This window comes from Rhodothermus marinus (genome assembly GCF_009936275.1).
Lineage (GTDB): Bacteria > Bacteroidota > Rhodothermia > Rhodothermales > Rhodothermaceae > Rhodothermus > Rhodothermus marinus_A.
This window is the reverse complement of record NZ_AP019797.1, coordinates 2,044,758-2,067,991: the sequence shown is the minus strand read 5'-3', so window position 1 is coordinate 2,067,991 and position 23,234 is coordinate 2,044,758. Positions and strand designations below refer to the sequence as shown.

The window sequence follows — 23,234 nt, the reverse complement described above, 5'->3', positions numbered from 1 at the left end:
TGAGAAGTGGAAAAATACAATGGCAACAGGGGTCGATCGCCCTTTTTCTCTAAAGATTAGGCCGATTTTGTCGATTCTTACCGGGACCCTGAAACCGTCCAACCCCATAGCCCGAAGACCGATATGTCCGTACTGACCCGATTGAAACAGGCCTCGATTCGTACCAAGGTGATTCTGGCCTTGCTGGTGCCCCAGGTTCTTGTGGTTCTGGTAACCGTTCTGATCTGGCAGGGATTGCGTGAATTGCGCGCCGCGCAGGACTGGGTACTGCATTCTCACGAGGTGATGCAGCAGGCTCGAGCGCTGGCTCTGGATCGCTCCGAGATGGAAGACTTTGCGCTGGCGTATCTGCTGAGTGGCGCGGAACGATTTCGCGATGCTTATGCCAACCAGTGGCGACATTTTGAACAGGCAGTGGACGCGCTGCAGCAGACCGTTTCGGACAACCCGGAGCAGGTAACGCGGCTGAAGCAGCTGGCGGCGGCCATGCAGACGTGGAAGCAGGAGATGGACGAACTGCTGGCGCGTCGTCCGGAGGTGGAAACCGGCCGTCTCCGGATGAGTCAGCTGGCCGCCGAGGTCGTGGCGCAGCAGGAAAGTCAGGAAGCACTCCAGAACCGCATCGCTTCGATCCAGCAGGCTTTTCTGGAGGCGGAGCAGGCGTTGAACGCGGAGCGGCTGGCCCGTATGGAGCGGCGGGAGCGTATGGTGTTTATCGAAGTGCTGGTGGCGCTGCTGGCCGTGGCGCTGGGAATCGGACTGGCCTTCCAGGTGATCCGCCGATCGGTGGTCGGGCCCGTTCAGGAGCTGGAGGCAGCCGCGCACCGCATCACGGAAGGCGATCTGGAGACGACGGTGCCTGTTCGCGCCGAAGACGAAGTGGGCAAGCTGGCCCGCGCGTTCAACCAGATGGTGGCGTCCATGCGCGAGGCGCTCGATGCGCTGCAGGAGGAGAAGGCGAGCGTCGAACAGAAAGTGCGGGAGGCCGTGGCTGAGATAGAAGCGCAGCAGCGCTACCTGGCCGAGAGCGTTGAGCACATGCTGACCCAGATGGAGCGCTTCGCCGAGGGCGACCTGACCGTGCACTTGGAAGTCCGGAAGAACGACGAGATCGGACGCCTCTACGAAGGCTTCAACCGCGCCGTCGCCAACATTCGCCAGATGTTGGTGCGCGTGACCGAAGCGATTGCCGCAACGTCCAGTTCGGCCGCCCAGATCAGCGCCTCCAGCGAGGAGCTGGCGGCCTCGGCGCAGCAGCAGGCCGCGCAGGCCAACGAAGTGGCAGCGGCCGTCGAAGAGATGGTGCGCACCATCGTTGAAAACGCCCGCAGCGCCAGCGAGACGGCCGACGTGGCCCGTGCCAACGGCGATCGGGCCCGCGAGGGCGCCCGGGTCGTGCAGGAGACGGTCGCGAAGATCCGCCAGATCGCACAGGTGGTGGGGGAGTCGGCCCGAACCGTCGAGCGGCTCGGTGCCTCCAGCGAGCGGATCGGCGAGATCGTGCAGGTCATCAACGAAATCGCCGAGCAGACGAACCTGCTGGCGCTCAACGCCGCCATCGAGGCGGCCCGGGCTGGCGAGCATGGCCGCGGCTTTGCCGTGGTGGCCGACGAGGTGCGCAAACTGGCCGAGCGTACGGCCCAGGCCACGAAAGAAATTGCCGAAATGATCGAGGGCATTCGGAGCGAGACCCGAGAGGCGGTCAAAGCCATCCAGCGCGGTAGCCAGGAGGTGGAAGAAGGGATTGCCCTGGCCGACCAGACCGGGGCCGCCCTCACGCAGATCGTCGAGGGGGCGCAGCGTGTGCTGGACCGGGTGACGCAGATTGCCGCGGCCAGCGAAGAACAGTCCACGACGAGCGATCAGATCAGCCGCAGTGTCGAGATGATCTCCAACCTGTCGCACGAGTCGGCTCGGGGTGTCGAGCAGATCGCCCGCGCGGCCGAAAACCTCAGCCGGCTCACCGACGAATTGAACGAGATGGTGCGGCGATTCCGACTGGCGCAGCGTGAAGCGGTGCGTAGCCCCGATGAAGCCGTTTCCGTAGCCTGAGCCGCACCTCCTGGCAGGGCTCCCGGCGGAAAACCGGGAGCCCTGTTTTTTACACGAGAATTCCGGGAAATCATTGTGCATGTGAAAAAGCACGGGCGCACGCTACGGTGCGCCCCTACCGGACAAACGACAACGTTTCTACCACGTAGGGGCGGACCCCTGTGTCCGCCCGATCATACCCGCCGGATCACGTTCGCCACACGGGGTGTGATACCCTCATGCACCAGTAAATCAGCGATCTCATATAAGCCAGTGCTTTGCGCTGCGGGTCAGCAGCACGGGTTTGTAGTACGCCACGAAGGCGTCAGCCGACGTGGCGTCACCCGAGACGGCACTTCGCTTCGCTCCGTGCCTGACTACAGGCGCGCTGGTCGTGCTTCATTTACAGTTCAAAAGTGAGCTTTTTTGAAACTATTTTTCGGACGATTTCTGGATTCACGCTTGATCGAAAGCGCCCTGTATCGTAGCCTGTGCCGAAAGGGGAGGGCGCACCGGGAGGATTGGAGGGCGTGCCTGAGCGCAGAAGTGCCTGCGGTTCGTCGGCATTCGAAAAAAATCTTCAACGAAATGCAACGGGCCATGCGACGGATCATCCTGCTGGCAACGCTGTGGATCATCAACGGAGGGATCACGAAAACCATGGCGCAGATCGACACGACGTGGGCTATCCACGACATGAACCGGCCGCGGCCGCCGGTGGTGACGCCGGCCCCGTTCGATCGGCCGACGGCACCGCCCTCGGACGCCATCGTGCTGTTCGATGGCACGGACCTGTCGGCCTGGGAGCGGGTCGGCGGCGGACCGGCCGGCTGGCGTGTGGTGGACGGTTACATGGAGGTGGTGCCCGGAAGTGGCAACATTCAGACCCGTCAGGCCTTCGGCGACGTACAGCTCCATCTGGAATGGTCGGTGCCCGAGGACGTGACGGGCGAAGGGCAGGGACGCGGCAACAGCGGCGTTTTCCTGATGGGACGCTACGAGGTGCAGGTGCTCGACTCCTATCAGAACGATACGTACCCCGACGGTCAGGCGGCCGCCATCTATGGCCAGTATCCGCCGCTGGTGAACGCCATGCGACCGCCCGGCCAGTGGCAGACCTACGACATCGTGTTCCGGCGGCCCCGCTTCGATGCCGAAGGGCGGCTTCTGCAGCCGGCCCGCATGACGGTCTTCCACAACGGTGTGCTTGTGCAGGACTGCGCCGTGCTCACCGGTCCCACCGCCCATCGGGCCCGGCCGCCTTACGAGCCGCATCCGGATCGGCTGCCGCTCATGCTGCAGGATCACGGCGACCGCGTGCGGTTTCGCAACATCTGGGTGCGGCCGCTGGAATAGCGGGAAGGCTGCACGGGGCCCGGACGAGACGAAGCCGCGGGCCGCGCTGCACCGGCCTCGTGATGCCGGCCGTCGTTATCCGATCAGGCCCGGCTTTCTTCGCCGAGGGCGTAGTAGTGGCGGATGATGTCGCGATAGACCCGGACGGCCCGCACCAGTTCGTCCAGTTCGATGTGTTCGCCGCCGGTGTGCGAACGCTCGCTGGGACCCGGACCGAGTTTGACGGTGGGGATGTCGTGCAGAAAGATCCAGTCCGAGGCGGTCGGCGAGCCGAAGGGGCGGCTGCCCGGATTGGCCCGCAGGCATGCCTGCACGATGCGGGCATCGACCGGGGTGGCCACCGGAATGAAGCGGTCGCTGTGCACTTCGATCTCCGATTCGACCACGCCCGCCAGCAACTGCACGATCTCGGCGTGCGTGTAGGCCGGCGTCGTGCGAATGTCGAGCGTAAAGGTGCAGTGCTCCGGCACCACGTTGTGCGCCGTACCGCCCTGGATGGTGGTGACGGTCAGCGTGGGAGCGCCCAGGAACGGATCGGCCCGGTCGAAGCGGAACCGGCTCAGGCGCTGGATGTCGCGGGCGGCCCGCAGGATAGCGTTGTCACCCAGATGGGGCCGGGCGGCGTGGGCCGTGCGGCCGCGCGCGTGCAGTTTCAGGATCAGCAATCCTTTCTGGGCCACGCAGGGCTGCAGACAGGTGGGCTCGCCCACGATGGCGGCCTGCAGTGGAGGCAGATGGGGCCGCAAGGCCTCCAGCCCGTTGTAGCCGCCGCCGGTCTCCTCGCAGGCCGTCAGCGCCACGATGACCTGTCCGTTCGGCGGCCGCCAGCCTTCCCGCGCCAGCGACAGCAGTGCCGTGGTCATGGCCGCGCCGCTGGCCTTGGCATCGACCGTGCCCCGGCCGTACAGCTTGCCATCGACCTCCACCGGTTCGAAAGGGTCGAACGGATGGTCGGCCGAGGGCGGCACCACATCCAGATGGGAGTTCAGCAGCAGCCGATCTTCCCCTTCGCCCAGCCAGAAGTAAACGTTGTTGTCCATGCGGCGGACGGGAAGCCCGGCCTGGCGTACGTAGTGCTCGACAAAGTCGGCGATCTCGGCCTCCTGATGGCTCAGCGACGGAAACCGTACGAGCGATTTGAGCAGCTCGATAACCTCGGTGGCAACAGCCTGCGCGATCGAACCTGACATGGGCAAATCCATTAAAAAGACAGCGCCGAAGAAAATGAGTCGAACGGCCGCTTTGTTTCCGCTGAACGTTCGTTAAGTGCATGGAGCTGCAGGAAGTTTGCATTCAACTCGAAGTGCCGCCGGGTTACCGTGAAGGGGGGCGGCTGGACGCCTACCTGGCGCGCTTCCTGGCACAGGCTTCACGTACGAAGATTCAGCGCGGCATCCGGGAAGGGCGGGTGACCGTGAACGGAGTCGTCGTGCAGAAGCCGTCCTACACGGTGCAGCCCGGCGACGTGATCACGCTGCGCATCCTGCGGCCGCCGCCGGTCGAGATCGTCCCCGAGCCCATTCCGTTGGACATCGTCTACGAGGACCCGTATCTGATCGTCATCAACAAGCAGGCAGGGCTGGTGGTGCATCCGGCCCGGGGCAACCGCTCGGGCACACTGGTCAACGCGCTGCTCTACCACATCGGAAGCGGTCCGGTGCGCTTCGACGAAGAAGACGACCTGCCCGAGGACGACGAGATCGGGCTCTCGATGGTCAGCACCGGTCCGACCGAAGCAAAACTGGAAGCGCCGCGGCCCGGTATCGTGCACCGACTGGACAAGGACACGACCGGGCTCATCGTGGTGGCCAAGGACGACGTGACGCACACCGGGCTGGCCCGCCAGTTCGAGCACCGGACGATCGCCCGCACCTACCTGGCGATCGTCTGGGGTGTGCCCGATCCGCCACGGGGACGTATTGAGGCGGCCATCGGACGCGACCCGCGCGACCGGCAGCGCATGGCCGTCGTGCCCGAAGACCGGGGTAAGCGGGCGGTGACGCACTACGAGGTCGTCGAGACGTTGCCGGCCGCCGCGCTCGTACGCTTCAAGTTGGAGACGGGTCGTACGCATCAGATCCGCGTGCATGCCCGACACATCGGCCATCCGGTGCTGGGCGACCCGACCTATGGCGGCCGCACGATTCGCTACGGGCCGCATACGCCCCGGCGCAAGGCCTTCTACGATCAACTGTTTGCACGGCTGACGCGGCAGGCTCTGCACGCGCACACGCTGGGCTTCCGACACCCGCGCACCGGTGAGTGGCTCGAGTTCGAGGCACCCCTGCCGGAAGATATGGCCCGCGCGCTGGAGCAGTTGCGCCAGGATCCCCTGTAGCAGCCGAAAGAACAAGGCCCCGGCTGCTTCGTTCTACGCCGTTCAGAAAGACCGCGGTGAACAACCATGATTCGCTTTCGTAAGCACCGGCGTACAGGAGAACAGACGACCCCGGCGCCGGCCGAGGTGCGACCGGAACCTGCCATGCAGACGTCAACTTCGCAGATTCATCAATTGCTGGTCCCCGAAACGATTCGCGTGGGATTGCCGGGGCATACCAAAGAAGAGGTGCTCAACCACCTGATCGACCTGCTGCGGGGGCATCCGGCCGTGCGCGACCTGGAGGCCGTCCGGCAGGCCGTGCTGGCACGTGAACGCATGATGTCGACGGGCGTCGGCAAAGGGCTGGGCCTGCCCCATGCCAAGACGCCGGCCGTGACGACCACGGTCGCCGCTTTTGCCATCACCGCCGAGCCCGTCGAGTTCGACGCCATCGACCAGCAGCCGGTGCGGCTGCTTTTTTTGCTGGTCGGACCCGAGGCGGCCAAGTCGCAGCATATCAAGCTGCTCAGCCGCATCTCGCGCCTGATGAACCGCGACGGTTTTCGGACGCGCCTGCTGGAAGCCCGCACCCCTGAGGAGGTGCTGCACCTCTTCGAAGAAGGAGAGTCGCAACTGGTTGATCAATGAGTCTGGAACCGACGTTTCGCAACATCCGGGGAACGTTCGACATCCTGCCCCAGGACGGCCGCAGCGAAGGAGCACACGATATGCCAAGCCGGGCCTGGCAGCACGTCGAACAGGTTGTCCGGGAGGTGCTCGAACGCTTCAATTTCCGGGAGATTCGCACGCCGATTCTGGAGCCCACCGAGCTGATCGCCCGGGGGGTCGGCCAGCTGACCGACATCGTCACCAAGGAGATGTTCGCCTTCCGGCGGGGCGACACCAACTACGTGCTGCGCCCCGAGGTGACGGCGCCGGTCATGCGGGCCTATCTGCAGCACCGGCTCGATCAGCAGGGCGCCGTGCAGAAGCTCTACTACATCGGCCCCTGCTTCCGGGCCGAAAATCCTCAGAAGGGCCGCTACCGGCAGTTCCACCAGTTCGGCGTCGAGCTGATCGGCGCCGAGACACCCGAGGCCGACGCCGAGGTGATCGCGGCCATGATGGCCGTCTACGAGGCGTTCGGCCTGAAAAATCTGCGGCTGCGCATCAACACACTGGGCGACGCCGAAAGCCGGCCCCGCTACCGTGAAGCGCTGCGGGCCTACCTTCAGCCGCTGGCCGATCGGCTGACGCCCACCAGCCGGCAACGCCTCGAGACGAACCCGCTCCGCATTCTCGATACGAAAGACGAGCGCGAACGCCGCCTGCTGGAAGGTGCGCCCCGGATCATCGACTTCGTGGACGAAAAAGGCCGGGCGCATTACGAAGCGGTCAAGGCGCACCTGCAGGCGCTGGGCATCGCCTTCGAGGAAGATCCCTTCCTGGTGCGGGGCCTGGATTATTACACGCACACGACGTTCGAGCTGGAGAGCCCGGACCTGGGGGCGCAGAGCGCGCTGGCCGGCGGCGGACGCTACGACCTGCTGGCCATGGATCTGGGGCACGACGCCCCGGTGCCGGCCGTGGGCTTTGCGGCGGGTATCGAGCGGCTGTTCATCGCGTTGCAGGCACAGGGATACGCTTTCCCCGAAGAGCCGCCCCTGGATGCTTACCTGGTGTCGCTGGGTGAAGCAGCCATGCGTCGGGCGCTGGTCGAAGCGCAGGCGCTGCGCCGGGCCGGCCTGCGTGTGGACCTGGATCTGAAAGGCCGTTCGATGAAGGCGCAGATGCGCGAGGCCAACCGCCAGCAGGCCCGCTATGCCGTCATCATGGGCGATCGCGAACTGGCCGAAGGGCGAGCCGTCGTGCGCGACATGCAATCCGGCCAGCAACAGGAAGTGCCGCTGGACGAGTTGGCCGACTTTCTGAAGGGAGCCGTGCGTGTTTCATAATCCTTCCAGAGCGCCATGTATCCGCGACTGAGCGACCTGTTCAAGGATCTGCTGGGCATCGAACTCCCGTTTCCCATTTACTCGTTCGGGGCCATGGTGGCTCTGGCCGTGCTGGCGGCTACCTGGCTGACGGCCCGGGAGCTGGACCGTCGCTACCGGGCCGGCGAGATCGGTCCGGTGCGCGTGCGGGAGAAGGACGAGCGCGGGCGCGTCCGCACGCGCCAGGCCAGCCCGGCGTCGCTCATCGGCACGATGACGCTGGTGGCCGTCGGCTTCGGCTTCGTAGGCGCCAAGATTTTCCACATTCTGGAGAATCTGGACGCCTTCGCGCTGGACCCGCTGGGGATGATCTTCTCGACGGGCGGCTTCACCTTCTACGGCGGACTCATCTTCGGCGCACTGGGAGTCATCTGGTATGCGCGCAAGAAGGGCATCTCGGTACCCGTGCTGGCCGATGCGGCCGCGCCCGGCCTGATGCTGGCCTACGGGATCGGGCGCATCGGGTGTCATCTGGCGGGCGACGGCGACTGGGGCATTGCCGCCAACCTGGCCGCCAAGCCGGACTGGCTGCCCATGTGGCTCTGGGCCGAAAGCTATCCGAAGGCCATCATCGGGCCGCCTCCACAGCCCGTCTATCCGACCCCGCTTTACGAATTTGCCATGGCCGCCGTGCTGTTCGGCGTGCTCTGGGCGCTCCGGAAGCACCCGTACCGGCCCGGCTGGTTGTTTTCGCTGTATCTGATTTTCAACGGGCTGGAGCGCTTTCTGATCGAGCAGATCCGGGTCAACAATCGCTTCGACCTGCTGGGACTTTCGGTGACGCAGGCCGAAGTGATCGCCGTGCTGCTAATGGTGGTCGGCCTGGTGGGATTGATCCGGTTCTGGCACCGGACCGAACCGGCCACGGTACCGACCGCCGAAGCCCAGGCGGGTTAGCGCAGCAGCGCCAGCGGATCGAACCGCCGCAGCCAGCCGGTCAGGCTGTAGCGCGCGCGGCGGGCCGGTAGCACTTCGTGGGGGATCGTATCGCTGCGGAAGCCCACCAGCAGGCCGCCTTCAGGGAGCAGGTCGATCCCTTCGTCCGGCGCTTCGGGGTCGGGATAGATTCGGAGCTGGCCGCCGTCTTCCGGTCGCCAGTCGGGGTTCAGGTACAGCACGAGCGTGATCAGACGCAACGCGCGGCCCCGGTGCTGGTCCAGGTGGCGTCGGTAGAAGCTGCCGGGCGGATAGATGGCCAGGTGCGCTTCGGCGTCGTGCAGGCTGAGGAACAGCGTTTCGTTCAGGCGCCGGCGCAGCTGGTCAACCACCTGCCAGTAGACTTCCTGGGCCGGGGTAGGATGCTCCGGATCCAGCCAGTAGATGCGGTCGCCGCGGATGTCGCGCCGCAACGTCTGTTCGGCACCGTGTCCGATGGCGGCCGGACGAAACGCGCCGACACGGTCCAGCTCCTGCGCTTCCCGGTAGAGCGCCTGGATCTGCGCAGGGGTGAACGCTTCGGTTGTGGTGGCCCATCCCTGGCGGGCCAGGGTTTCGATGAACGGGTCGATCCAGGAAGCCATACGCCTGCGGTCGATGGGTCTGGCGCGCTCCATCGCCACCTCAGCAGAAAGGTTCCCGGCTTTTCACAGCAAGGTGCAAAACTTTGACCCGGGGTTTTTCGTGGAATCGCGCGGCAAATGACCTGAAAACTGGAAAACCAGCCGGTGAAGATAGAAGATGAGCCCTCTGCTGAGTTTGCTGTTGCTGGTTGTCGGCGGCCTGCTGCTGTATCTGGGCGCGGAGGGGCTGATCCGGGGTAGCGTGGCGCTGGCATTGCGCCTGGGGCTGACGCCTCTGGTGGTGGGACTGACCGTGGTGGCCTTCGGCACGAGCAGTCCGGAGCTGGGCGTGAGCCTGCAGGCGGCGCTGAAAGGAAGCCCGGATCTGGCGGTGGGCAACGTGGTGGGCTCGAACATTGCCAACCTGGCGCTGATTCTGGGTGTGGCGGCGGCCATTCGGCCGATCCGCATTCAGCTCCAGCTGGTGCGCTTCGACGTCCCGGTGGCCATCGGCTGCACGCTGTTGCTGCTCTGGATGCTGCATGACCACCGGATCGGACGGGCCGAGGGCGCCGTGCTTTTCGGTTTGTTGATCCTGTATCTGCTGGCCAGCTTCTGGATTGCCCGCAGGACGAACCAGACGGTGGAGCTGGACGTGCCGGCGCGCCCCTCGCGGAGCGTCTGGCTGGATCTGCTTTTCACGGTGGGCGGGCTGGCGCTGCTGCTGACGGGCGCCAACCTGTTCGTGGAAGCGGCCGTGGCGCTGGCACGGGCGCTCGAGGTGAGCGAGGCGGTCATCGGGCTGAGTGTCGTGGCCGTGGGCACGAGCCTTCCGGAGCTGGCCACCACGATCGTCGCCGCCATCCGTCAGGAGTCGGATCTGGCCGTAGGCAACGTCGTGGGCTCGAATATCTTCAACATTCTGGCCATTCTGGGCCTGACCGCGCTCGTGCATCCCATTCAGAGCGACGGCCTGCGAAATCTGGACCTGGCCGTGATGACGGGCGTGACGATGTTGATCCTTCCGCTTTTCTGGAGCCGCTTTCGCATGATGCGCTGGGAAGGGGGCTTGCTTTTGATCATCTATGCGGCGTATCTCTATACGCTGGCGCCCTGAGTCCTGACCGACAAGTGTATGGCAGGTTCAACCATCCTGGAGCGATTGCGCGGGTTGCTCCGGGCAACTCCGCCGTTTGATCAACTCTCATCGGAAGAGCTGCAGGACGTCCTGGCCGATCTGACGCTGGAATATTTCAAACCCGGGGAAATCATCATCGAGCAGGGAAGTACGGCGCACAAAGGCCTGTATGTGGTGGAATCGGGGATGGTGCGCCTGATGGACGTAACCCGGCAACGCCTGGTGGACAAATGCGGGGAGGGGGATACCTTTGGCGCATTCGGATTGATCAAAGGCGGCGCAGCGCCTTACGAAGCGCGGGCGGTGGCTCCGACGGTCTGCGCGTTGATCCGGGCCGAGCGTTTTCTGAAGCTCTACGAGCAAAACGAGGCGGTGGCCACGTACTTCGACCGCCAGATCAAACAGTATCTGAACCGCCTGGGCACCGAGGTGGATGTGACGGGGGCGCGCCAGCTTTTCGGGCGGCGTCTGGGGCAGCTGGCCTATCGGCGATTGATTACCTGTACCCCGGAAAGTACCGCGCAGGAAGTAGCCCGCCAGATGATTCGCCGAGGGGTGAGTTCCGTTTTGGTATTGCGCAACGGGCGGCTGGCCGGATTGGTTACCGGCGCCGACCTGCGGCGCCTGGTGGCGCGTGGCGGTTTGCCGAACACGCCGGTGCGGCGGTTGATGAGCGCGCCGGTGCAGACCATTGCGGCGAACGCTACGCTTTTCGACGCCATGATGCAGATGCTCTCGCACGGCGTGCACCGACTGGTGGTCGTCGATGCCGATGAGCGGCCGCTGGGCGTGCTCACGGATCGGGACGTGGCGCACTGGCGCGGGCAGGATCCACTGGCCACCGTCAACCGCATGGAAAGCGCCACCAGCGTGGCCGACCTGACCAACATTCAGGAAGAAATCCACGAGCAACTGCTCCGGCTGCAGCGCCAGGGAGCAGCCCCGGAGCAGTTGGGGCGTATGCTTTCGGTGGTGGGCGATCGGATTGCCCGCCGTGTGATCCGTCTGGTAGCACGGGAGCTGCGCACGCGTGAAGATCTGGCCCGTCCGGATGTGGACTGGGCCTGGTTGCGCCTGGGAGCCACCGGCCGGCAGGAGATGACCCTCACCACCCACCAGCAGAATGCGCTGGTGTACGCCGATCCCGGAGACGCCGAAGCGGCCGAAGCCGCCTCGTACTGGTTTCGGCGCATGGCCGAGCAGGTCAACCAGGCACTTGAAGCCTGTGGCTTTCCGGCCAGCGAAACCATTGCGCGGGAAGCACAATGGCGGCAACCACTTGCGGGATGGCGTCAGTCGATCCGTCACTGGATTCTGCAGGCCAACGCGGCCGAGCTGGAGCGCGTGCTTCCCTTTTTCGACCTGAGGCCGTTATGTGGTGAAACGTCGCTGGTGCAGACGCTCTGGCAGGAAGTGGAGGATGCGCTGAACATTCAGGAGCTGGATCGCACGCGCCAGTTTTTCCGGCTGCTGGCCGAGTTAGCCCTGCGCCAGCGGCCGTCCCTGGCACCGCTGGGACGCTGGGCGACCGAACGGTCCGGTCCCGGCCGTGGACGTATCGATCTGGAGCGGCGTGGGACCCGGCTGGTGGTCGACGCCGCGCGCATCCTGGCGCTGGAGCTTCGCTATTTCGATTCGACCAACACGTTCGATCGCCTGCGCGTGGCGGCCGAGTCCCTCTCGGAGCTGGCCTCGGTGCTCCACGATGCAATTGAGGCCTACCATTACCTGATCGATGTGCGTCTGGAGCACCAGCTGCGCCAGATGGAAGCAGGGGAGCCGCCGGACAATTTCCTGAACCCTGAAACGCTTTCCCGGGTGCAGCAGAAGCTGCTCCGCGAAGCGCTGGAGGCCGTTGGAGCCCTCCAACAGGCCCTGAAGCAGCGCTACCACGTTGCAGCGGGCTGACGCGCCTTCGGGCATTTGCGTTTTTGATGCGCCTGTCGTACGATTGTAGAAGAAACGACAGGGATCACCTGATGAGGGCCGTCCCATGGCCTGGTTGAGCCGTCGTCGCCGCCGGGAACTGTTGCTGGCGCTGGGGATTTTGCTGGGCTTTACGGCGCTGATGATCCTGATCGGGATCCTGGCCGGCTGAAACAAAAAAGCGGCGTCCCGAAGCGGAACGCCGCGCTGGCTTTCAGGGGAAGTTATCAGACTTCCTCGGGGGCGTAAATGTCCTTCAGGAGCGCCTGCAGCTTCGTGCGCCCACGGTTGATGCGGCTCTTGACCGTTCCCATAGGCAGCCCGGTGATCTGGGCGATCTCCTCGTAGGTGAGCTGCTGCACGTCGCGCAGCACGACCACTTCCCGGAAGTCGGGCGGGATGCTGCTGAGCGCCTCCTGAATGTACTTGTCCTGGATGATGCTTTCGGCGTGCTTGTCCGGCGAGAACGTCTCGTCGGGCAGCGCGATTTCGTACTCCTCGTCGTCGCGATTGACCGACTGGATGGAGTAGACGCGCCGCCGCTTGCGCTTCCGGTACTCCGAGCGGGCCAGGTTGCCGGCAATCGTGTAAAGCCAGGTCGAGAACTTGGCGATCCGCTGATAGGAGTGCCGGTTGCGGTAGACGCGCAGGAAGGTTTCCTGCAGCAGGTCCTCGCAACGACGGGCGTCGCCGAGGAAGCCGTAGAGGTAGTGCATCAGGCGCTCGGAGTAGCGTTCCACCAGGATGTTGAACGCCTCGACGGTGCCCGCCTGGAACTGCTCCATCAGGTCCTCGTCGCTCATCTGCTGAAGCAGCGCCAGACGGTCCTGCTGTTCCGCTTCCTCCGAACGCGGACGCTGGGTCTTCTTGACGATGCGGGTTCTATGCAGCACGGTCGTTTCTGGCTGGGTTTGGTTTGGCAAAATTCTACAGACTCAATAATATATACGATGCTACCGAAAAAAGGTGCGAAATATTCGTTAAATCCTTTTCGCTCTGCTTTTTAAAACAGCACTTCGTAAGTTTACACAAAACGAAACACCTGAATTGTAACGATCCTACCAGACGATTCGTATCTCACAGGCTTTTTGCAAACCAGGAAGTAACGCCATGCGAGCCTTCAAGCTGTTGATTGCCGGGATGCTCCTTTTGTCAATCAGTACCACTTCAGATGCACTACGAGCGGCACCGGCCGACACGGCGCGCGTGGTGCTGGTCGTGCACGGCGGTGCCGGCACGATCACGCGCGATCGCATGACGCCCGAGCGGGAACAGCAGTACCGGGCGGCGCTCCGCGAGGCGCTGGAGGCCGGCTACCGGGTCCTGCAGGAAGGCGGTACCAGTCTGGACGCCGTGGTGGCGGCCATCCGGATTCTGGAAGACTCGCCGCTGTTCAATGCGGGACGCGGGGCCGTGCTGACCAGCGAGGGAACGGCCGAACTGGACGCGTCGATCATGGACGGCCGCACGCTGCAGGCGGGTGCCGTGGCCGGCGTGAAGACCGTCAGGAACCCGATCCTGCTGGCGCGGCGCGTGATGGAAGCCTCGCCGCACGTGATGCTGATCGGACGCGGTGCCGAGACGTTCGCGCAGGAACAGGGGCTGGAACTGGTGCCGAACGAGTACTTCATCCTGCCGGAGCGGCGGGAGCAGTTGCGTCGGATGAAAGAGCGGGGGATGGGCGCCGTGCCCGAGCTGCAGGAACACGCCTACGGAACCGTAGGCGCCGTGGCGCTGGACCGCTACGGCAACCTGGCGGCCGGCACCTCGACCGGCGGGATTATGGGCAAGCGGTTCGGACGCGTAGGCGACTCGCCCATCATCGGAGCGGGCACCTACGCGGACAATGCCGCCTGCGCCATCTCGGCCACCGGACAGGGCGAATACTTCATCCGTGCCGCCATTGCCCATGAGATCGTGGCCCTGATGAAGTATGCCGGCCTGACGGTCGAGCAGGCCGCCGCCGCCGTCATCCACGGCACACTGACGCGCATGGGCGGCACCGGCGGCGTCATCGCGCTGGACCGCAACGGCCGGGCGGCCATGGTCTTCAACACGGAGGGCATGTACCGGGGCTACGTGGACGAACACGGCCACATCACCATTAAGATTTATCGCGACTGAACGGACGGCCGTCCACTACGCTGGACAACAGGAGCGGTAAAAATACCAGAGGGCGCCACGGTGCGCCCTTTGTGTTTTTTCTGAGTGCATTCCGCAACCCAATCCCTGTGTGTCATGCGAAAAAATCGTCTGGTGCCCGTTCTGGTCGTGCTGATCGCCGCGCTGTTGCCGATGGCCTGCGAGGGACCGGCCGGACCGCCGGGACCGCCCGGCAACGCCAACGTGATTTCTTTCTCGTTCACGCTGAATCCCGAAACGCTGCGCTACAACGGCCCCGTCGCCTCCGTCGGGTACGACGTGCCGGAAATCACTCCGAGTGTGGTCGAAGGCGGCGCCGTGCTGCTTTACTTCTACGAGCAGGGCACCTGGACGGCGCTGCCCTACACGTTCGCCTACGAGTCGGCCGATCTTCCGGCCGTGGACTTTACCGTCACGCTGGGGTATGCGTTCGAGGTGGGCTTTCTGGAGGTCTTTTACGAGGCTTCGACCGACGAGATCGACCTGCGCCAGCTGGCCCTGGTGCAGACGCCCCGGCAGCTCAAGGTGGTGATCATCGACGGCTTCCCGGTCGGCAAAGCGCCCATCGATCTGCGCGATTACGAGGCCGTGAAGGCCTACTTCGGGCTGGTGGACTGACCGGAAGGATTACCTGCCTGTTACCTCCGGCGGTGGATTTTCTGCCGGCGAATGCTTTTTTTATGCACCTGAAACCACCCACCAGACCCCGATGGAATCATGCGCCGAGAAAGTCTATTGTTTGCCTTTGCGTTGCTCTGGGCGGCCTGCCAGCAACCGGCGCCGCCTCCGGCCGAGACGCCCGCCGCGCCGGAAATTTCCCGGGCCGTCGCCGTGCTGCACCCCACGGAAGGCAATCAGGTGGAGGGCGTGGTGCATTTTACCCGGACGGCCGAGGGCATTCGCATCGAGGCGACCGTTTCGGGGCTGACGCCCGGCCGTCACGGGTTTCACATTCATGAGTGGGGTGACTGCAGCGCGCCGGATGCCACCTCGGCGGGCGGCCACTTCAACCCCACCGGTCAGCCGCACGGCGCGCCCGATAGCCCGGCGCGGCACGTGGGCGACCTGGGCAACCTGGAAGCTGGCGAAGACGGGATGGCCAGCTACAGCCGCGTCGATACGGTGGTGGCCTTCAGCGGTCCGCGTTCCATCATCGGTCGGGCCGTGATCGTACACGCGGCCGAAGACGACCTGGCCTCGCAGCCCACGGGCAATGCAGGCGGCCGGCTGGCCTGCGGCGTGATCGGTATCGCCGCGCCGGCCACGGAATAACCCGGATACTCCGGCCCGCTGTCCTGCTGAAGGCGGTCGCGCGACGCGCATCCGCTACCGGTGTGCACCCTCGACACGGTCCGAACCCCGAAGCGGGCCGTCGGGCTGCAGCCCGGCGCGCCCGCTTCGGAACGCTTCCGCGCGTTGCGCCCGCGATAGAAGAAGACCGATATCGCATCAGAAATTGCGCAGCATGAGCTCCTTAGGATAAGGCTCCAGATAGACCTGCACCTTCACCCAGGGATGAACCGGAGCGCGCCGGAGGTGGTGCCGAAGCAGAATGAGTGGTGCAATCAAAGGCACCATGCCTCGCCGATAGTCTTCGATCAGCGAATGTAGCTCGGCACGGTCTTCGGCCGAGAGGTGTTCGTGGAGGTAACCGGCCAGATGCTGCAGCACGTTTGTGTGTTTTTTGCGGGTGGCCGGACGGTTCATGGCTTCCATAAACAACCGGGCGTAGCGGTCCAGAATCTCAGGAAAAGCGTCGCTTCCGGCGCGGGCCACAAGCTGCCCCAGCCGCTTGAGGTAGGCGGGGCTGTGCGAAAGCAACGTCAGTTTATGGGCCGTGTGGAAACGGACCAGGTCGGCGGGTCTGGGCTGTGATCGGAGCAGATGGCGAAGCCGGTGATAGGCAAACAGGCGATCGACAAAGTTTTCGCGGAGAAGCGGATCGTGCAGGCGCCCCTCTTCTTCCATGGGAAGCAGAGGCAGCCGGCGGACCAGTGCGTCGGCGAAGAGTCCGCGACCTTCATTCCGAGGCACTCCGTTTTGATCGTACACCTTCACGCGAAACAGGCCACAGGTAGGGGAGCGGCTTTTCAGAATGAAGCCGTCGAGATCCATTTGCGCAATCTGCTCGGCCTGGGCTTCGCTCCAGGTGCGCATGGCGTCGGTCCAGTCGCGGCCCGAGTTTGACCCCACCAGTCGGGGACGCTCGATGTCGCCCACTAGGCGCACCGCCTCGCGGGGAACGCCCATCCCCACGGCCACTTCAGGACACATGGGCACCCACTCGACAAAAGGGCCGAGCAATTCGATCAGGGAGCGATCGCGGGCGTGACCGCCGTTGAAGCGTACGGGTTCGCCCAGCAGGCAACTACTGATGCCCACGCGCAGACGATGAGGTGTTTCGGTCATGGTGATTTTCGGGTTTAAGAAGTAAAAGAAGTCCCTGAAGTACCATCAGGTTGGTCACCAGAAAAAAGAGCGCTTCTTCCACGGGCAGGTTTCCCAGAAGCAGCCCGCTGCTGGTGGCCCGATGAATGGTCCAGATTCCGTCGGCGATGGCCAGGGCATCGGCGGCCCAGAGGTAGAGGGTGCCTGCAAGGAGCGCTTCAAGAAAGGGGCGGCGGTAGGCACGTACCAGCGAGCCGCCAATCGCCCACTGGCCCATCAGTACAGGTCCGGCCCAGCTCAGGATCAGGCCGGCGTACAGCCCCTGCGGCGTGCTCAGGGCCAACCAGCCGAGCAGGGTCAGCAGCCCGTAGAGCAGCACGCCGGCCCGGTGGCTCCGGTGCCAGCGTGGTTGCGGATGGGGTGGGGCGGGCTTCGGGATTCGGAGTAGAAAGAGACTGCCTATTAGAAGCGGTTGAAACAGGAAAAACAGATATTCTTCGATCGGTACATAGCCGATCGTAAAAAGCACCCGGTCCGGACCATAACTCCAGATGCCTCGATACACCAGATAGTTATCCCAGGGGGTGGTGTAGGCGAACGCAATGAGAGCCAGCAGCCATAGAGCGCGGTGCGGATTCCGGAAAGTTTTCAGGCTGTTGCTTCGGTAAAGCGCAAGTTGCAGTAGAAGCAGCGGCACCGCAATGAACAGCGCTAGAAACGACAGGTAGCTCATAGGCTGCGGCGTTCCAAGTCGTGCAGCAGTACGTGTGCGGCATTGCGCCCCGAGGCGCCCATGATGCCACCACCGGGATGCGTGCTGGCTCCGGTAAGATAGAGGCCGCGAATCGGCGTGCGGTAACCGGACCATCCCAAGGCAGGACGGAGGGCGAACATCTGATCCGGGCTCATTTCCAGATGCATGACGTTGCCGCGGCGCAGTCCCAGTTCACGTTCGAGCCAGACGGGCGTCTGCAGCAGTTCCCCGACAATGTGCTCACGCGTACCGGGAGCGTAGCGCTCGAATTGTCGCAGCAGGATTTCGCGCACGCGCGGCGCCTCGGTATCCCAGGAGCTTCCGTGCAGCTCGTAGGGGAAGTACTGGCCCCATAGCCAGAGCACCTCGCCCCCTGGAGGCGCCAGCGTATCGTCCACGGCGCTGAATGTCATGGCAACCAGTGGTGGATCCGAGGCCGGTTGCCCCATTCGGTAGGCACCGTAGGCGCGTTCGATCTGTGCCACCGAGCGGCAGAGCAATTGCAGACCGATGCGTGCCTCGGGATGGTTCGTGGCGCGATAACGCACGGGTGCGTTCAGCGCCAGCCGTAGCATGATGCCGAATCCGTTGCCGACGCGGAGCAGGGACCGAAGCGTCTGCAGTTCGGCAATCGGAAGCAGCCGGTCGATCACTTCCAGCAGATGCGTACCGCAGAGCACGGCGCGGGCCGTATAACGGTCGCCGTCGGCCAGCTCGACCCCGGTCACGCGGCCCTGCTCATAGAGCAGGCGGCGGACCGGCGTGTCGGTGTAAACCAGTCCCCCGTGATCCACGATGCATCGCGCCAGAGCTACCGACAGCATGCCCGATCCGCCTCGTGGCCGGGCAATGCCGCCTCGATGATAGAGGGGATGCCACAGCAGAAACGGAGCGCTGAGCGGTTCTCCCGGAGGTGGTCCTGATTGAGCCGCCATCCAGCCCAGCAGCGCCTTTACCTTTTTGGAACGAAATGATTCGTCCAGAATCTGTGCGAACGGTTTGAGAATGCGTGGAAGCGTCTGGCGCCAGTTCGGCAGACGCCGCCTGCTGAACGCACGCACCATCGACCAGGGCGTCGGCGGGCGCAGGAACGTTTCGCATACCGCTTCGGCAAACGGTAGCCAGTGATTACAGAAACGCACGTAGGCTTCCCCTTCTCCGGGAAGATGCGCTTCGAGCAGTGCGGCCGTACGCTCCAGATCGCGATAAATGAAAAGCGTCTCGCCGTCTTCGAAAGGGGCCACGAAAAGCGGGTCGATTTCAAGGTACGCGAGGCCGTAGCGCTCCAGCTCCAGTTCCTCGACGACAGGCGTCAGACGAATGAGAATGTGGGCGCTACCTCCAAGGTCGAAACGATAGCCCGGCACCAGTTCCACGGTGGAAACGGCGCCGCCCACATGGCTTCGGCGTTCGAAGACCATCACGCGCCGGCCGCTTCGGGCCAGATAGGCGGCGGCCACCAGCGCATTGTGCCCGCTTCCTACAACGATGACATCGGTGTCTGGCATGAGGCTACGTGCTGGTTTCTACCTGTTGTTTGATGGCGCGGAGCATGCCCCGAAAGACGAGGCGATGGAGCGGATAGATGCTGTACCAGTAGAGCAGACCCGCCAGACCGCGCGGCTCGAAAAGCGCCTGCTGGATCAAGCGGGTCCCTTTCCCTTCCGGTTGGACGACGAACTGGAGCCAGGCACGTCCCGGCACTTTCATTTCGGCGCGGAGCAGGAGACGACGCTCGGGCTCGAGCGCTTCGACCCGCCAGAAATCAACCGCATCGCCTGCGTACAATTCCTCCGGATGACGACGGCCGCGACGATAACCAATGCCGCCCACCAGCCGATCCAGCACGCCACGCAGGCGCCAGAGTCCGTTGGCGTAGGGCCATCCTCGGGATCCTCCCAGCCGCTTGAGGTAAGCAAAGACGGCGGAGGGCGCAGCCGCTATCCAGATGGAGTAGCTGTCGCGCAGCAGGCCTTCGCGGTCCTCTAAATGGGTGGTAAGTCGCTCCGCATCCCCCGAGGAATAGGCCCCGAACCAGATGGTTTCGACATGGCCGGCGTCGAGACGCTGAAGGGCCAGTCGCATGGCGGCTTCGGCGGAAAGCGTTGTTACTTCAGGAAAAAGCCGGCGGGCCAGATCGTCGCGGCATACCGTCGGCGCTTTAAGGCTGTCGATCAACTTGCGTGCGATGCGCGCAGGCAGGGGCGTGACCAGCCCGATCCAGTACGAGGAGAGTCGGGGCGAGAGTACTGGAACAGGAACAATCCAGCGCCGCAGACCGCGCAGCCGGGCATAAAGGCGAAACAGATCGGCGTAGGTGAGCACGTCCGGTCCCCCGATATCCACAATCCGGGAGTGCTCCGGCGGGTGTTGCAACGCCGCCACCAGATAATCCAGTACGTTGCGGATAGCGATCGGCTGTGTGGGGATTTTCACCCAGCGCGGCGTGATCATCACAGGCAGGCGTTCTGTCAGGTAACGAATCAGTTCGAAGGACAGACTTCCCGACCCCAGAATGATCCCGGCGCGCAGCTCTGTAACAGGAACCGGACCGCTTCGAAGGGCCTCGCCCGTAAGCCGGCGACTTTCCAGATGGCGCGAAACAGGCTGAGGAGGCTGTAGGCCTCCCAGATAGATGATATGGCGGACTCCGGCACGCGCAGCCGCCTCTGCAAGATTACGGGCGCCGGCCTGCTCTTTCTGCATAAAATCATCGCCGCCACCCAGCGCGTGGATCAGATAAAATACGGTATGGATGCCGCTTACGGCGTCCGGAAGTGTTTCGGGGCGTAGCACGTCGGCCTCGACGATCTCGATGCGGTCGGACCAGGGGCGTCCTTCCAGGCGGCGCCGGTCACGTGCCATGGCACGGACGTGATAACCGGCTTCGAGCAGTCTCGGGATCAACCGACCGCCCACATAACCCGTTGCGCCGGTAACCAGCACGCGCATTTCAGCCATATCAGCCATAATATTGCGCAAGAATCTGCTCGGCTACACGTTCGGCATGCCAGAGGGCTCCCTGAATGGAAGCCGGTCCAAAATAATCGCCACAGCACCATACCTTATCGCTGAGTTGATACCGGCGGGGAGGTTGCCAGCCGGCGGGCTCTGCGGGCAGAGCATGGCGGATCGGATAACAGGCCAGCGCTTGCCATCGGTTCACTGTCGGCCCGAACCAGCGGCGAAGCTGGGGAAGGGCTACTTCAAAAGCCATGGCGGGCCGATCAGGCAGGAATCCAGGCATTGTGGCAGCCAGCAGGAAGGAGCCGGCAGGCGCGTAAGAGGGCGCTATGCGGTGGAGCGCTGCGGCCGTTGCCACGGGGCCGGCGTCCGGGTCGCCTTCGAGCAGCAGCGCATCGGGTACGTCCGGCGGTTCGCTGTCGGCGGCGAAATAAACGGTCGTGCTCTGATTCCAGCGCACGTCCAGCTTCCAGTCTGGCCACAGCCAGATCATTGCGGCTGCATCGACGGCCAGCACCGTAATGCGTGGGCGTAATGTCGTGCCGTCCTGAAGCTGCACGGTGCCGTCCGGCTCGACGCGCGTCACAGTGCAGCCGGTTCGGATGGTTTCGGCCGGCAGCCGCGCGGCGAGCTGGTCGGGCAGGGCCTGCATGCCTCGGGCGGGCAACGCCGCCTCACCTTCGCGAAAAGCTTTCATCACGAAGAAAAACTTGCTGGCACGCGTCTCCAGGGTCGTTTCGAGAAAGACGCCACGCAGAAACGGTTGCCAGAAACGCCGGATGAATGCCTCGGAAAAGCCCAGTGTCTCCAGCAGGGTTCGCGTGGTGGTTCGATCGGCCTCAGCATCGTCAGATTCGGCTGTCTCCATCGAGAAGGTCTCCAGTCGGCGTCCCAGTTTTAGCAGACCAAATAGATCCCGGGCACCGAAAAGACCACTGCGCAGCGTACCCCACAGGTGCTCGGGATGGCGGAGCGGATCGAAGAAAGGCTGAAAGCACCCTTCTGTAAACACGTACGCGCCGGCCGGGAAAGGGCGAAGGTCCAGCGCTTCGTAATCGAAGGCGCGTTGCGCGGCCGGATAGGCCGTTTGCAGCACCTGAAAGCCACGATCCAGTTGGAAGCCATCGATCTGGTCGGTGCGCACGCGGCCCCCTACCTGATCCTGGCGTTCGAGCAGCAGGACATCGATCCCCTGCGCATGAAGCAGTCCGGCACAGCGCAGTCCGGCCAGTCCGGCACCGACAACGATTACTTCCGGATCATTGCGAATGGATGTCATAGCGATTTTTGATGGAAGCTTTCCAGTTTTCGTACAGGGCCAGCGCCTCTTCGCGGCTGTCCATAAGCGAAACGATGGGCGAAGGGTAGCCGATCTCGCGCAGCATCTCGGCACAGGAGGGTGCCTCCCAGGGGGCGTGGATGCAGGGAGCCGGCAGGCGATCCAGTTCCGGGAGCCAGCGACGGATGTAGCGGCCTTCCGGGTCGAATTTCTTGCTTTGTAGGACTGGATTGAAGATGCGAAAGTAAGGCGCAGCGTCGGCACCGCATCCGGCTGTCCATTGCCATCCCAGCGTGTTGTTGGCCAGGTCCGCATCGACGAGCGTATCCCAGAACCACTCGGCGCCGCGCAGCCAGTGAATGCGCAGATTTTTCGTCAGCAGCGATGCGACCAGCAGCCGCGCCCGGTTGTGCATCCAGCCACTCTGCCAGAGCTGGCGCATGGCTGCGTCGATGACCGGAATGCCGGTGCGGCCGCGTTGCCAGGCTTCGAGTTCGGGGGCCTCCGTGCGCCAGGGAAAGTCGGACCATTCAGGACGCAGCGGCCGGTGCATCGTCTCGGGAAAGTGATACAGCAAATAGTAGCCGAACTCCCGCCAGGCGAGCTGGCGACGGAAGGCCTCCACGGCCTTCGACGAAATGCCTGCGCGCTGGGCTTCGCCCACGACACGCCAGAGCAGGTGGGGGCTGAGTTCGCCGTTGGCCAGATACGGCGAAAGCTTCGAGGTGACCTCCTGGTCGAGTCGGTCGCGTGCCCGATCGTAGTGGGGAAGGCCGTACGCCAGAAACGTTCGGAGTGTGCTCCAGGCGGCTGCTTCGCCGGGCAACCAGTGCTGGGCAATAGTCTCGCTGGCCCAGTCGGGTCGGGGCAGTAACTGGAGCGATTCCAGGGTGTCCGATTCGGGCCAGAAAGAAGGGGCAGGGATGCGCGCGGGCGGTAGAAATGGGGTCGGCGGGATGTACTGTCGCCGCAACGCCTTCCAGAACGGCGTAAACACGCGATAGACGTCGCCGCTCTGCGTTCGCAGTTGCTCCGGATCGAGAAGCGTCCGGCCAACGGTTTCGATCAGACGGATGGAGCGACGGCGCAGCACCGGGGCAATGCTCGAGGCCAGGCGCCGCTCGTGAGGAAGCAACGGAAGATTCCAGCAGAGGGTGGCCACCGGCAGGGTCTCCAGAAGCTGAATGAGCGCCTCGGCCGGATCTTCAGCAACGCGCAGGATAAGCCGACTCCCTCTGCGCTGCAGCTCGGCATCGAGCGCAGCCAGGCTATGATGCAACCACCAGCGTCGGGCAGCACCGGGACGCTCGAATCCCTCACCTCGGCGCGGCCAGATGAAAAGCGGTACGATGGGATGGCCTGTGCGGAGCGCCGCATCGAGCGCCGGATTTTCGGCCAGGCGCAGGTCGCCCGGCGTAAAAAGCAGGAGGGTGATCGGCATGG

General features: G+C 64.1%; 20 protein-coding genes. 11 read left to right on the top strand and 9 right to left on the bottom strand.

The window, feature by feature from the left end; translation table 11 throughout:
- Nucleotides 1-123: 123 nt before the first annotated feature.
- Together GYH26_RS08970 and GYH26_RS08965 are read left to right on the top strand one after the other, a co-directional pair.
- Nucleotides 124-2,052, top strand: a complete 1,929-nt coding sequence (locus GYH26_RS08970) for a methyl-accepting chemotaxis protein (RefSeq protein WP_161541355.1) — start codon at nucleotides 124-126, stop codon at nucleotides 2,050-2,052.
- Nucleotides 2,053-2,631: 579 nt separating this feature from the next.
- A complete protein-coding gene (locus GYH26_RS08965) occupies nucleotides 2,632-3,387 on the top strand; it encodes a 3-keto-disaccharide hydrolase (RefSeq protein WP_242006350.1) in 756 nt (251 codons plus the stop codon).
- An 83-nt stretch (nucleotides 3,388-3,470) separates the two neighbouring features.
- Here GYH26_RS08965 and GYH26_RS08960 read toward each other — a convergent pair whose 3' ends face one another.
- The gene (locus GYH26_RS08960; RefSeq protein ID WP_012844119.1) at nucleotides 3,471-4,577 is read right to left on the bottom strand and encodes a M20 family metallo-hydrolase; all 1,107 of its coding nucleotides are present in this window, start codon (nucleotides 4,575-4,577) and stop codon (nucleotides 3,471-3,473) included.
- 80 nt (nucleotides 4,578-4,657) lie between these two features.
- Here GYH26_RS08960 and GYH26_RS08955 point away from each other — a divergent pair, with 80 nt between their 5' ends.
- From GYH26_RS08955 to GYH26_RS08940, 4 genes are all read left to right on the top strand, one after another.
- Entirely contained in the window at nucleotides 4,658-5,725 is a 1,068-nt protein-coding gene (locus GYH26_RS08955; protein WP_161541353.1) for an RluA family pseudouridine synthase, read from the top strand.
- Nucleotides 5,726-5,791: 66 nt separating this feature from the next.
- Nucleotides 5,792-6,355: a PTS sugar transporter subunit IIA gene (locus GYH26_RS08950; protein ID WP_049772358.1), complete on the top strand. Its 564-nt coding sequence runs from the start codon at nucleotides 5,792-5,794 to the stop codon at nucleotides 6,353-6,355.
- Entirely contained in the window at nucleotides 6,352-7,662 is a 1,311-nt protein-coding gene (gene hisS / locus GYH26_RS08945; RefSeq protein WP_161541352.1) for a histidine--tRNA ligase, read from the top strand. Before GYH26_RS08950 ends, hisS begins: the two co-directional genes overlap by 4 nt.
- Nucleotides 7,663-7,677: 15 nt before the next feature.
- A complete protein-coding gene (locus GYH26_RS08940) occupies nucleotides 7,678-8,598 on the top strand; it encodes a prolipoprotein diacylglyceryl transferase (RefSeq protein WP_012844115.1) in 921 nt (306 codons plus the stop codon).
- On the opposite strand, the gene GYH26_RS08935 is transcribed toward GYH26_RS08940, so the two are convergent.
- Entirely contained in the window at nucleotides 8,595-9,254 is a 660-nt protein-coding gene (locus GYH26_RS08935) for a 2OG-Fe(II) oxygenase (protein WP_012844114.1), read from the bottom strand. The two genes, GYH26_RS08940 and GYH26_RS08935, sit on opposite strands and share 4 nt — an antisense overlap.
- A 124-nt stretch (nucleotides 9,255-9,378) precedes the next feature.
- Between GYH26_RS08935 and GYH26_RS08930 the strand changes: the two genes are divergently transcribed.
- Both GYH26_RS08930 and GYH26_RS08925 read left to right on the top strand, forming a co-directional pair.
- On the top strand, nucleotides 9,379-10,317 hold the full coding sequence (locus GYH26_RS08930) for a calcium/sodium antiporter (protein WP_161541351.1): 939 nt from the start codon (nucleotides 9,379-9,381) through the stop codon (nucleotides 10,315-10,317).
- Nucleotides 10,318-10,335: 18 nt separating this feature from the next.
- Complete coding sequence (locus GYH26_RS08925) at nucleotides 10,336-12,246, top strand: putative nucleotidyltransferase substrate binding domain-containing protein (RefSeq protein WP_161541350.1); 1,911 nt, start codon at nucleotides 10,336-10,338, stop codon at nucleotides 12,244-12,246.
- A 245-nt stretch (nucleotides 12,247-12,491) separates the two neighbouring features.
- Here the strand turns inward: GYH26_RS08925 and GYH26_RS08920 are convergent, their stop codons facing one another.
- The gene (locus GYH26_RS08920) at nucleotides 12,492-13,157 is read right to left on the bottom strand and encodes an RNA polymerase sigma factor (protein WP_012844110.1); all 666 of its coding nucleotides are present in this window, start codon (nucleotides 13,155-13,157) and stop codon (nucleotides 12,492-12,494) included.
- Between the two features lie 217 nt (nucleotides 13,158-13,374).
- Between GYH26_RS08920 and GYH26_RS08915 the strand changes: the two genes are divergently transcribed.
- From GYH26_RS08915 to GYH26_RS08905, 3 genes are all read left to right on the top strand, one after another.
- Complete coding sequence (locus GYH26_RS08915) at nucleotides 13,375-14,388, top strand: isoaspartyl peptidase/L-asparaginase family protein (protein ID WP_161541349.1); 1,014 nt, start codon at nucleotides 13,375-13,377, stop codon at nucleotides 14,386-14,388.
- 114 nt (nucleotides 14,389-14,502) lie between these two features.
- Nucleotides 14,503-15,024, top strand: coding sequence for a hypothetical protein (locus GYH26_RS08910; RefSeq protein ID WP_161541348.1), 522 nt, complete (start codon nucleotides 14,503-14,505; stop codon nucleotides 15,022-15,024).
- A gap of 99 nt (nucleotides 15,025-15,123) precedes the next feature.
- A complete protein-coding gene (locus GYH26_RS08905; protein WP_161541347.1) occupies nucleotides 15,124-15,678 on the top strand; it encodes a superoxide dismutase family protein in 555 nt (184 codons plus the stop codon).
- A 177-nt stretch (nucleotides 15,679-15,855) separates the two neighbouring features.
- Here the strand turns inward: GYH26_RS08905 and GYH26_RS08900 are convergent, their stop codons facing one another.
- Genes GYH26_RS08900 through GYH26_RS08875 form a run of 6 tightly spaced genes read right to left on the bottom strand, consistent with a single transcriptional unit; the run spans nucleotide 15,856 to nucleotide 23,232 of the window.
- Nucleotides 15,856-16,815 carry a YbgA family protein gene (locus GYH26_RS08900; RefSeq protein ID WP_161541346.1) on the bottom strand — a complete coding sequence of 320 codons (960 nt, stop codon included), beginning with the start codon at nucleotides 16,813-16,815 and terminating at the stop codon, nucleotides 15,856-15,858.
- Nucleotides 16,775-17,527: a lycopene cyclase domain-containing protein gene (locus tag GYH26_RS08895; protein ID WP_161541345.1), complete on the bottom strand. Its 753-nt coding sequence runs from the start codon at nucleotides 17,525-17,527 to the stop codon at nucleotides 16,775-16,777. Before GYH26_RS08895 ends, GYH26_RS08900 begins: the two co-directional genes overlap by 41 nt.
- Complete coding sequence (locus GYH26_RS08890) at nucleotides 17,524-19,056, bottom strand: phytoene desaturase family protein (protein ID WP_161541344.1); 1,533 nt, start codon at nucleotides 19,054-19,056, stop codon at nucleotides 17,524-17,526. Before GYH26_RS08890 ends, GYH26_RS08895 begins: the two co-directional genes overlap by 4 nt.
- Before the next feature lie 4 nt (nucleotides 19,057-19,060).
- Nucleotides 19,061-20,509, bottom strand: a complete 1,449-nt coding sequence (locus GYH26_RS08885; RefSeq protein WP_161541343.1) for an SDR family oxidoreductase — start codon at nucleotides 20,507-20,509, stop codon at nucleotides 19,061-19,063.
- A gap of 1 nt (nucleotide 20,510) precedes the next feature.
- Nucleotides 20,511-21,791: a protoporphyrinogen/coproporphyrinogen oxidase gene (locus tag GYH26_RS08880; protein ID WP_161541342.1), complete on the bottom strand. Its 1,281-nt coding sequence runs from the start codon at nucleotides 21,789-21,791 to the stop codon at nucleotides 20,511-20,513.
- Nucleotides 21,772-23,232, bottom strand: coding sequence for a cryptochrome/photolyase family protein (locus GYH26_RS08875; RefSeq protein WP_161541341.1), 1,461 nt, complete (start codon nucleotides 23,230-23,232; stop codon nucleotides 21,772-21,774). Before GYH26_RS08875 ends, GYH26_RS08880 begins: the two co-directional genes overlap by 20 nt.
- Between the last annotated feature and the right edge of the window lie 2 nt (nucleotides 23,233-23,234).

Excerpts from the sequence above, each read along its gene's own strand:
- GYH26_RS08880 (WP_161541342.1), bottom strand. The coding sequence starts at position 21,791 with ATGACATCCATTCGCAATGATCCGGAAGTAATCGTTGTCGGTGCCGGA.
- GYH26_RS08900 (WP_161541346.1), bottom strand. The coding sequence starts at position 16,815 with ATGACCGAAACACCTCATCGTCTGCGCGTGGGCATCAGTAGTTGCCTG.
- GYH26_RS08970 (WP_161541355.1), top strand. The coding sequence starts at position 124 with ATGTCCGTACTGACCCGATTGAAACAGGCCTCGATTCGTACCAAGGTG.
- GYH26_RS08950 (WP_049772358.1), top strand. The coding sequence starts at position 5,792 with ATGATTCGCTTTCGTAAGCACCGGCGTACAGGAGAACAGACGACCCCG.
- GYH26_RS08925 (WP_161541350.1), top strand. The coding sequence starts at position 10,336 with ATGGCAGGTTCAACCATCCTGGAGCGATTGCGCGGGTTGCTCCGGGCA.
- GYH26_RS08955 (WP_161541353.1), top strand. The coding sequence starts at position 4,658 with ATGGAGCTGCAGGAAGTTTGCATTCAACTCGAAGTGCCGCCGGGTTAC.
- GYH26_RS08940 (WP_012844115.1), top strand. The coding sequence starts at position 7,678 with ATGTATCCGCGACTGAGCGACCTGTTCAAGGATCTGCTGGGCATCGAA.
- GYH26_RS08875 (WP_161541341.1), bottom strand. The coding sequence starts at position 23,232 with ATGCCGATCACCCTCCTGCTTTTTACGCCGGGCGACCTGCGCCTGGCC.
- GYH26_RS08915 (WP_161541349.1), top strand. The coding sequence starts at position 13,375 with ATGCGAGCCTTCAAGCTGTTGATTGCCGGGATGCTCCTTTTGTCAATC.
- hisS (WP_161541352.1), top strand. The coding sequence starts at position 6,352 with ATGAGTCTGGAACCGACGTTTCGCAACATCCGGGGAACGTTCGACATC.
- GYH26_RS08895 (WP_161541345.1), bottom strand. The coding sequence starts at position 17,527 with ATGAGCTACCTGTCGTTTCTAGCGCTGTTCATTGCGGTGCCGCTGCTT.
- GYH26_RS08930 (WP_161541351.1), top strand. The coding sequence starts at position 9,379 with ATGAGCCCTCTGCTGAGTTTGCTGTTGCTGGTTGTCGGCGGCCTGCTG.
- GYH26_RS08910 (WP_161541348.1), top strand. The coding sequence starts at position 14,503 with ATGCGAAAAAATCGTCTGGTGCCCGTTCTGGTCGTGCTGATCGCCGCG.
- GYH26_RS08885 (WP_161541343.1), bottom strand. The coding sequence starts at position 20,509 with ATGGCTGAAATGCGCGTGCTGGTTACCGGCGCAACGGGTTATGTGGGC.
- GYH26_RS08960 (WP_012844119.1), bottom strand. The coding sequence starts at position 4,577 with ATGTCAGGTTCGATCGCGCAGGCTGTTGCCACCGAGGTTATCGAGCTG.
- GYH26_RS08965 (WP_242006350.1), top strand. The coding sequence starts at position 2,632 with ATGCGACGGATCATCCTGCTGGCAACGCTGTGGATCATCAACGGAGGG.
- GYH26_RS08935 (WP_012844114.1), bottom strand. The coding sequence starts at position 9,254 with ATGGAGCGCGCCAGACCCATCGACCGCAGGCGTATGGCTTCCTGGATC.
- GYH26_RS08905 (WP_161541347.1), top strand. The coding sequence starts at position 15,124 with ATGCGCCGAGAAAGTCTATTGTTTGCCTTTGCGTTGCTCTGGGCGGCC.
- GYH26_RS08890 (WP_161541344.1), bottom strand. The coding sequence starts at position 19,056 with ATGCCAGACACCGATGTCATCGTTGTAGGAAGCGGGCACAATGCGCTG.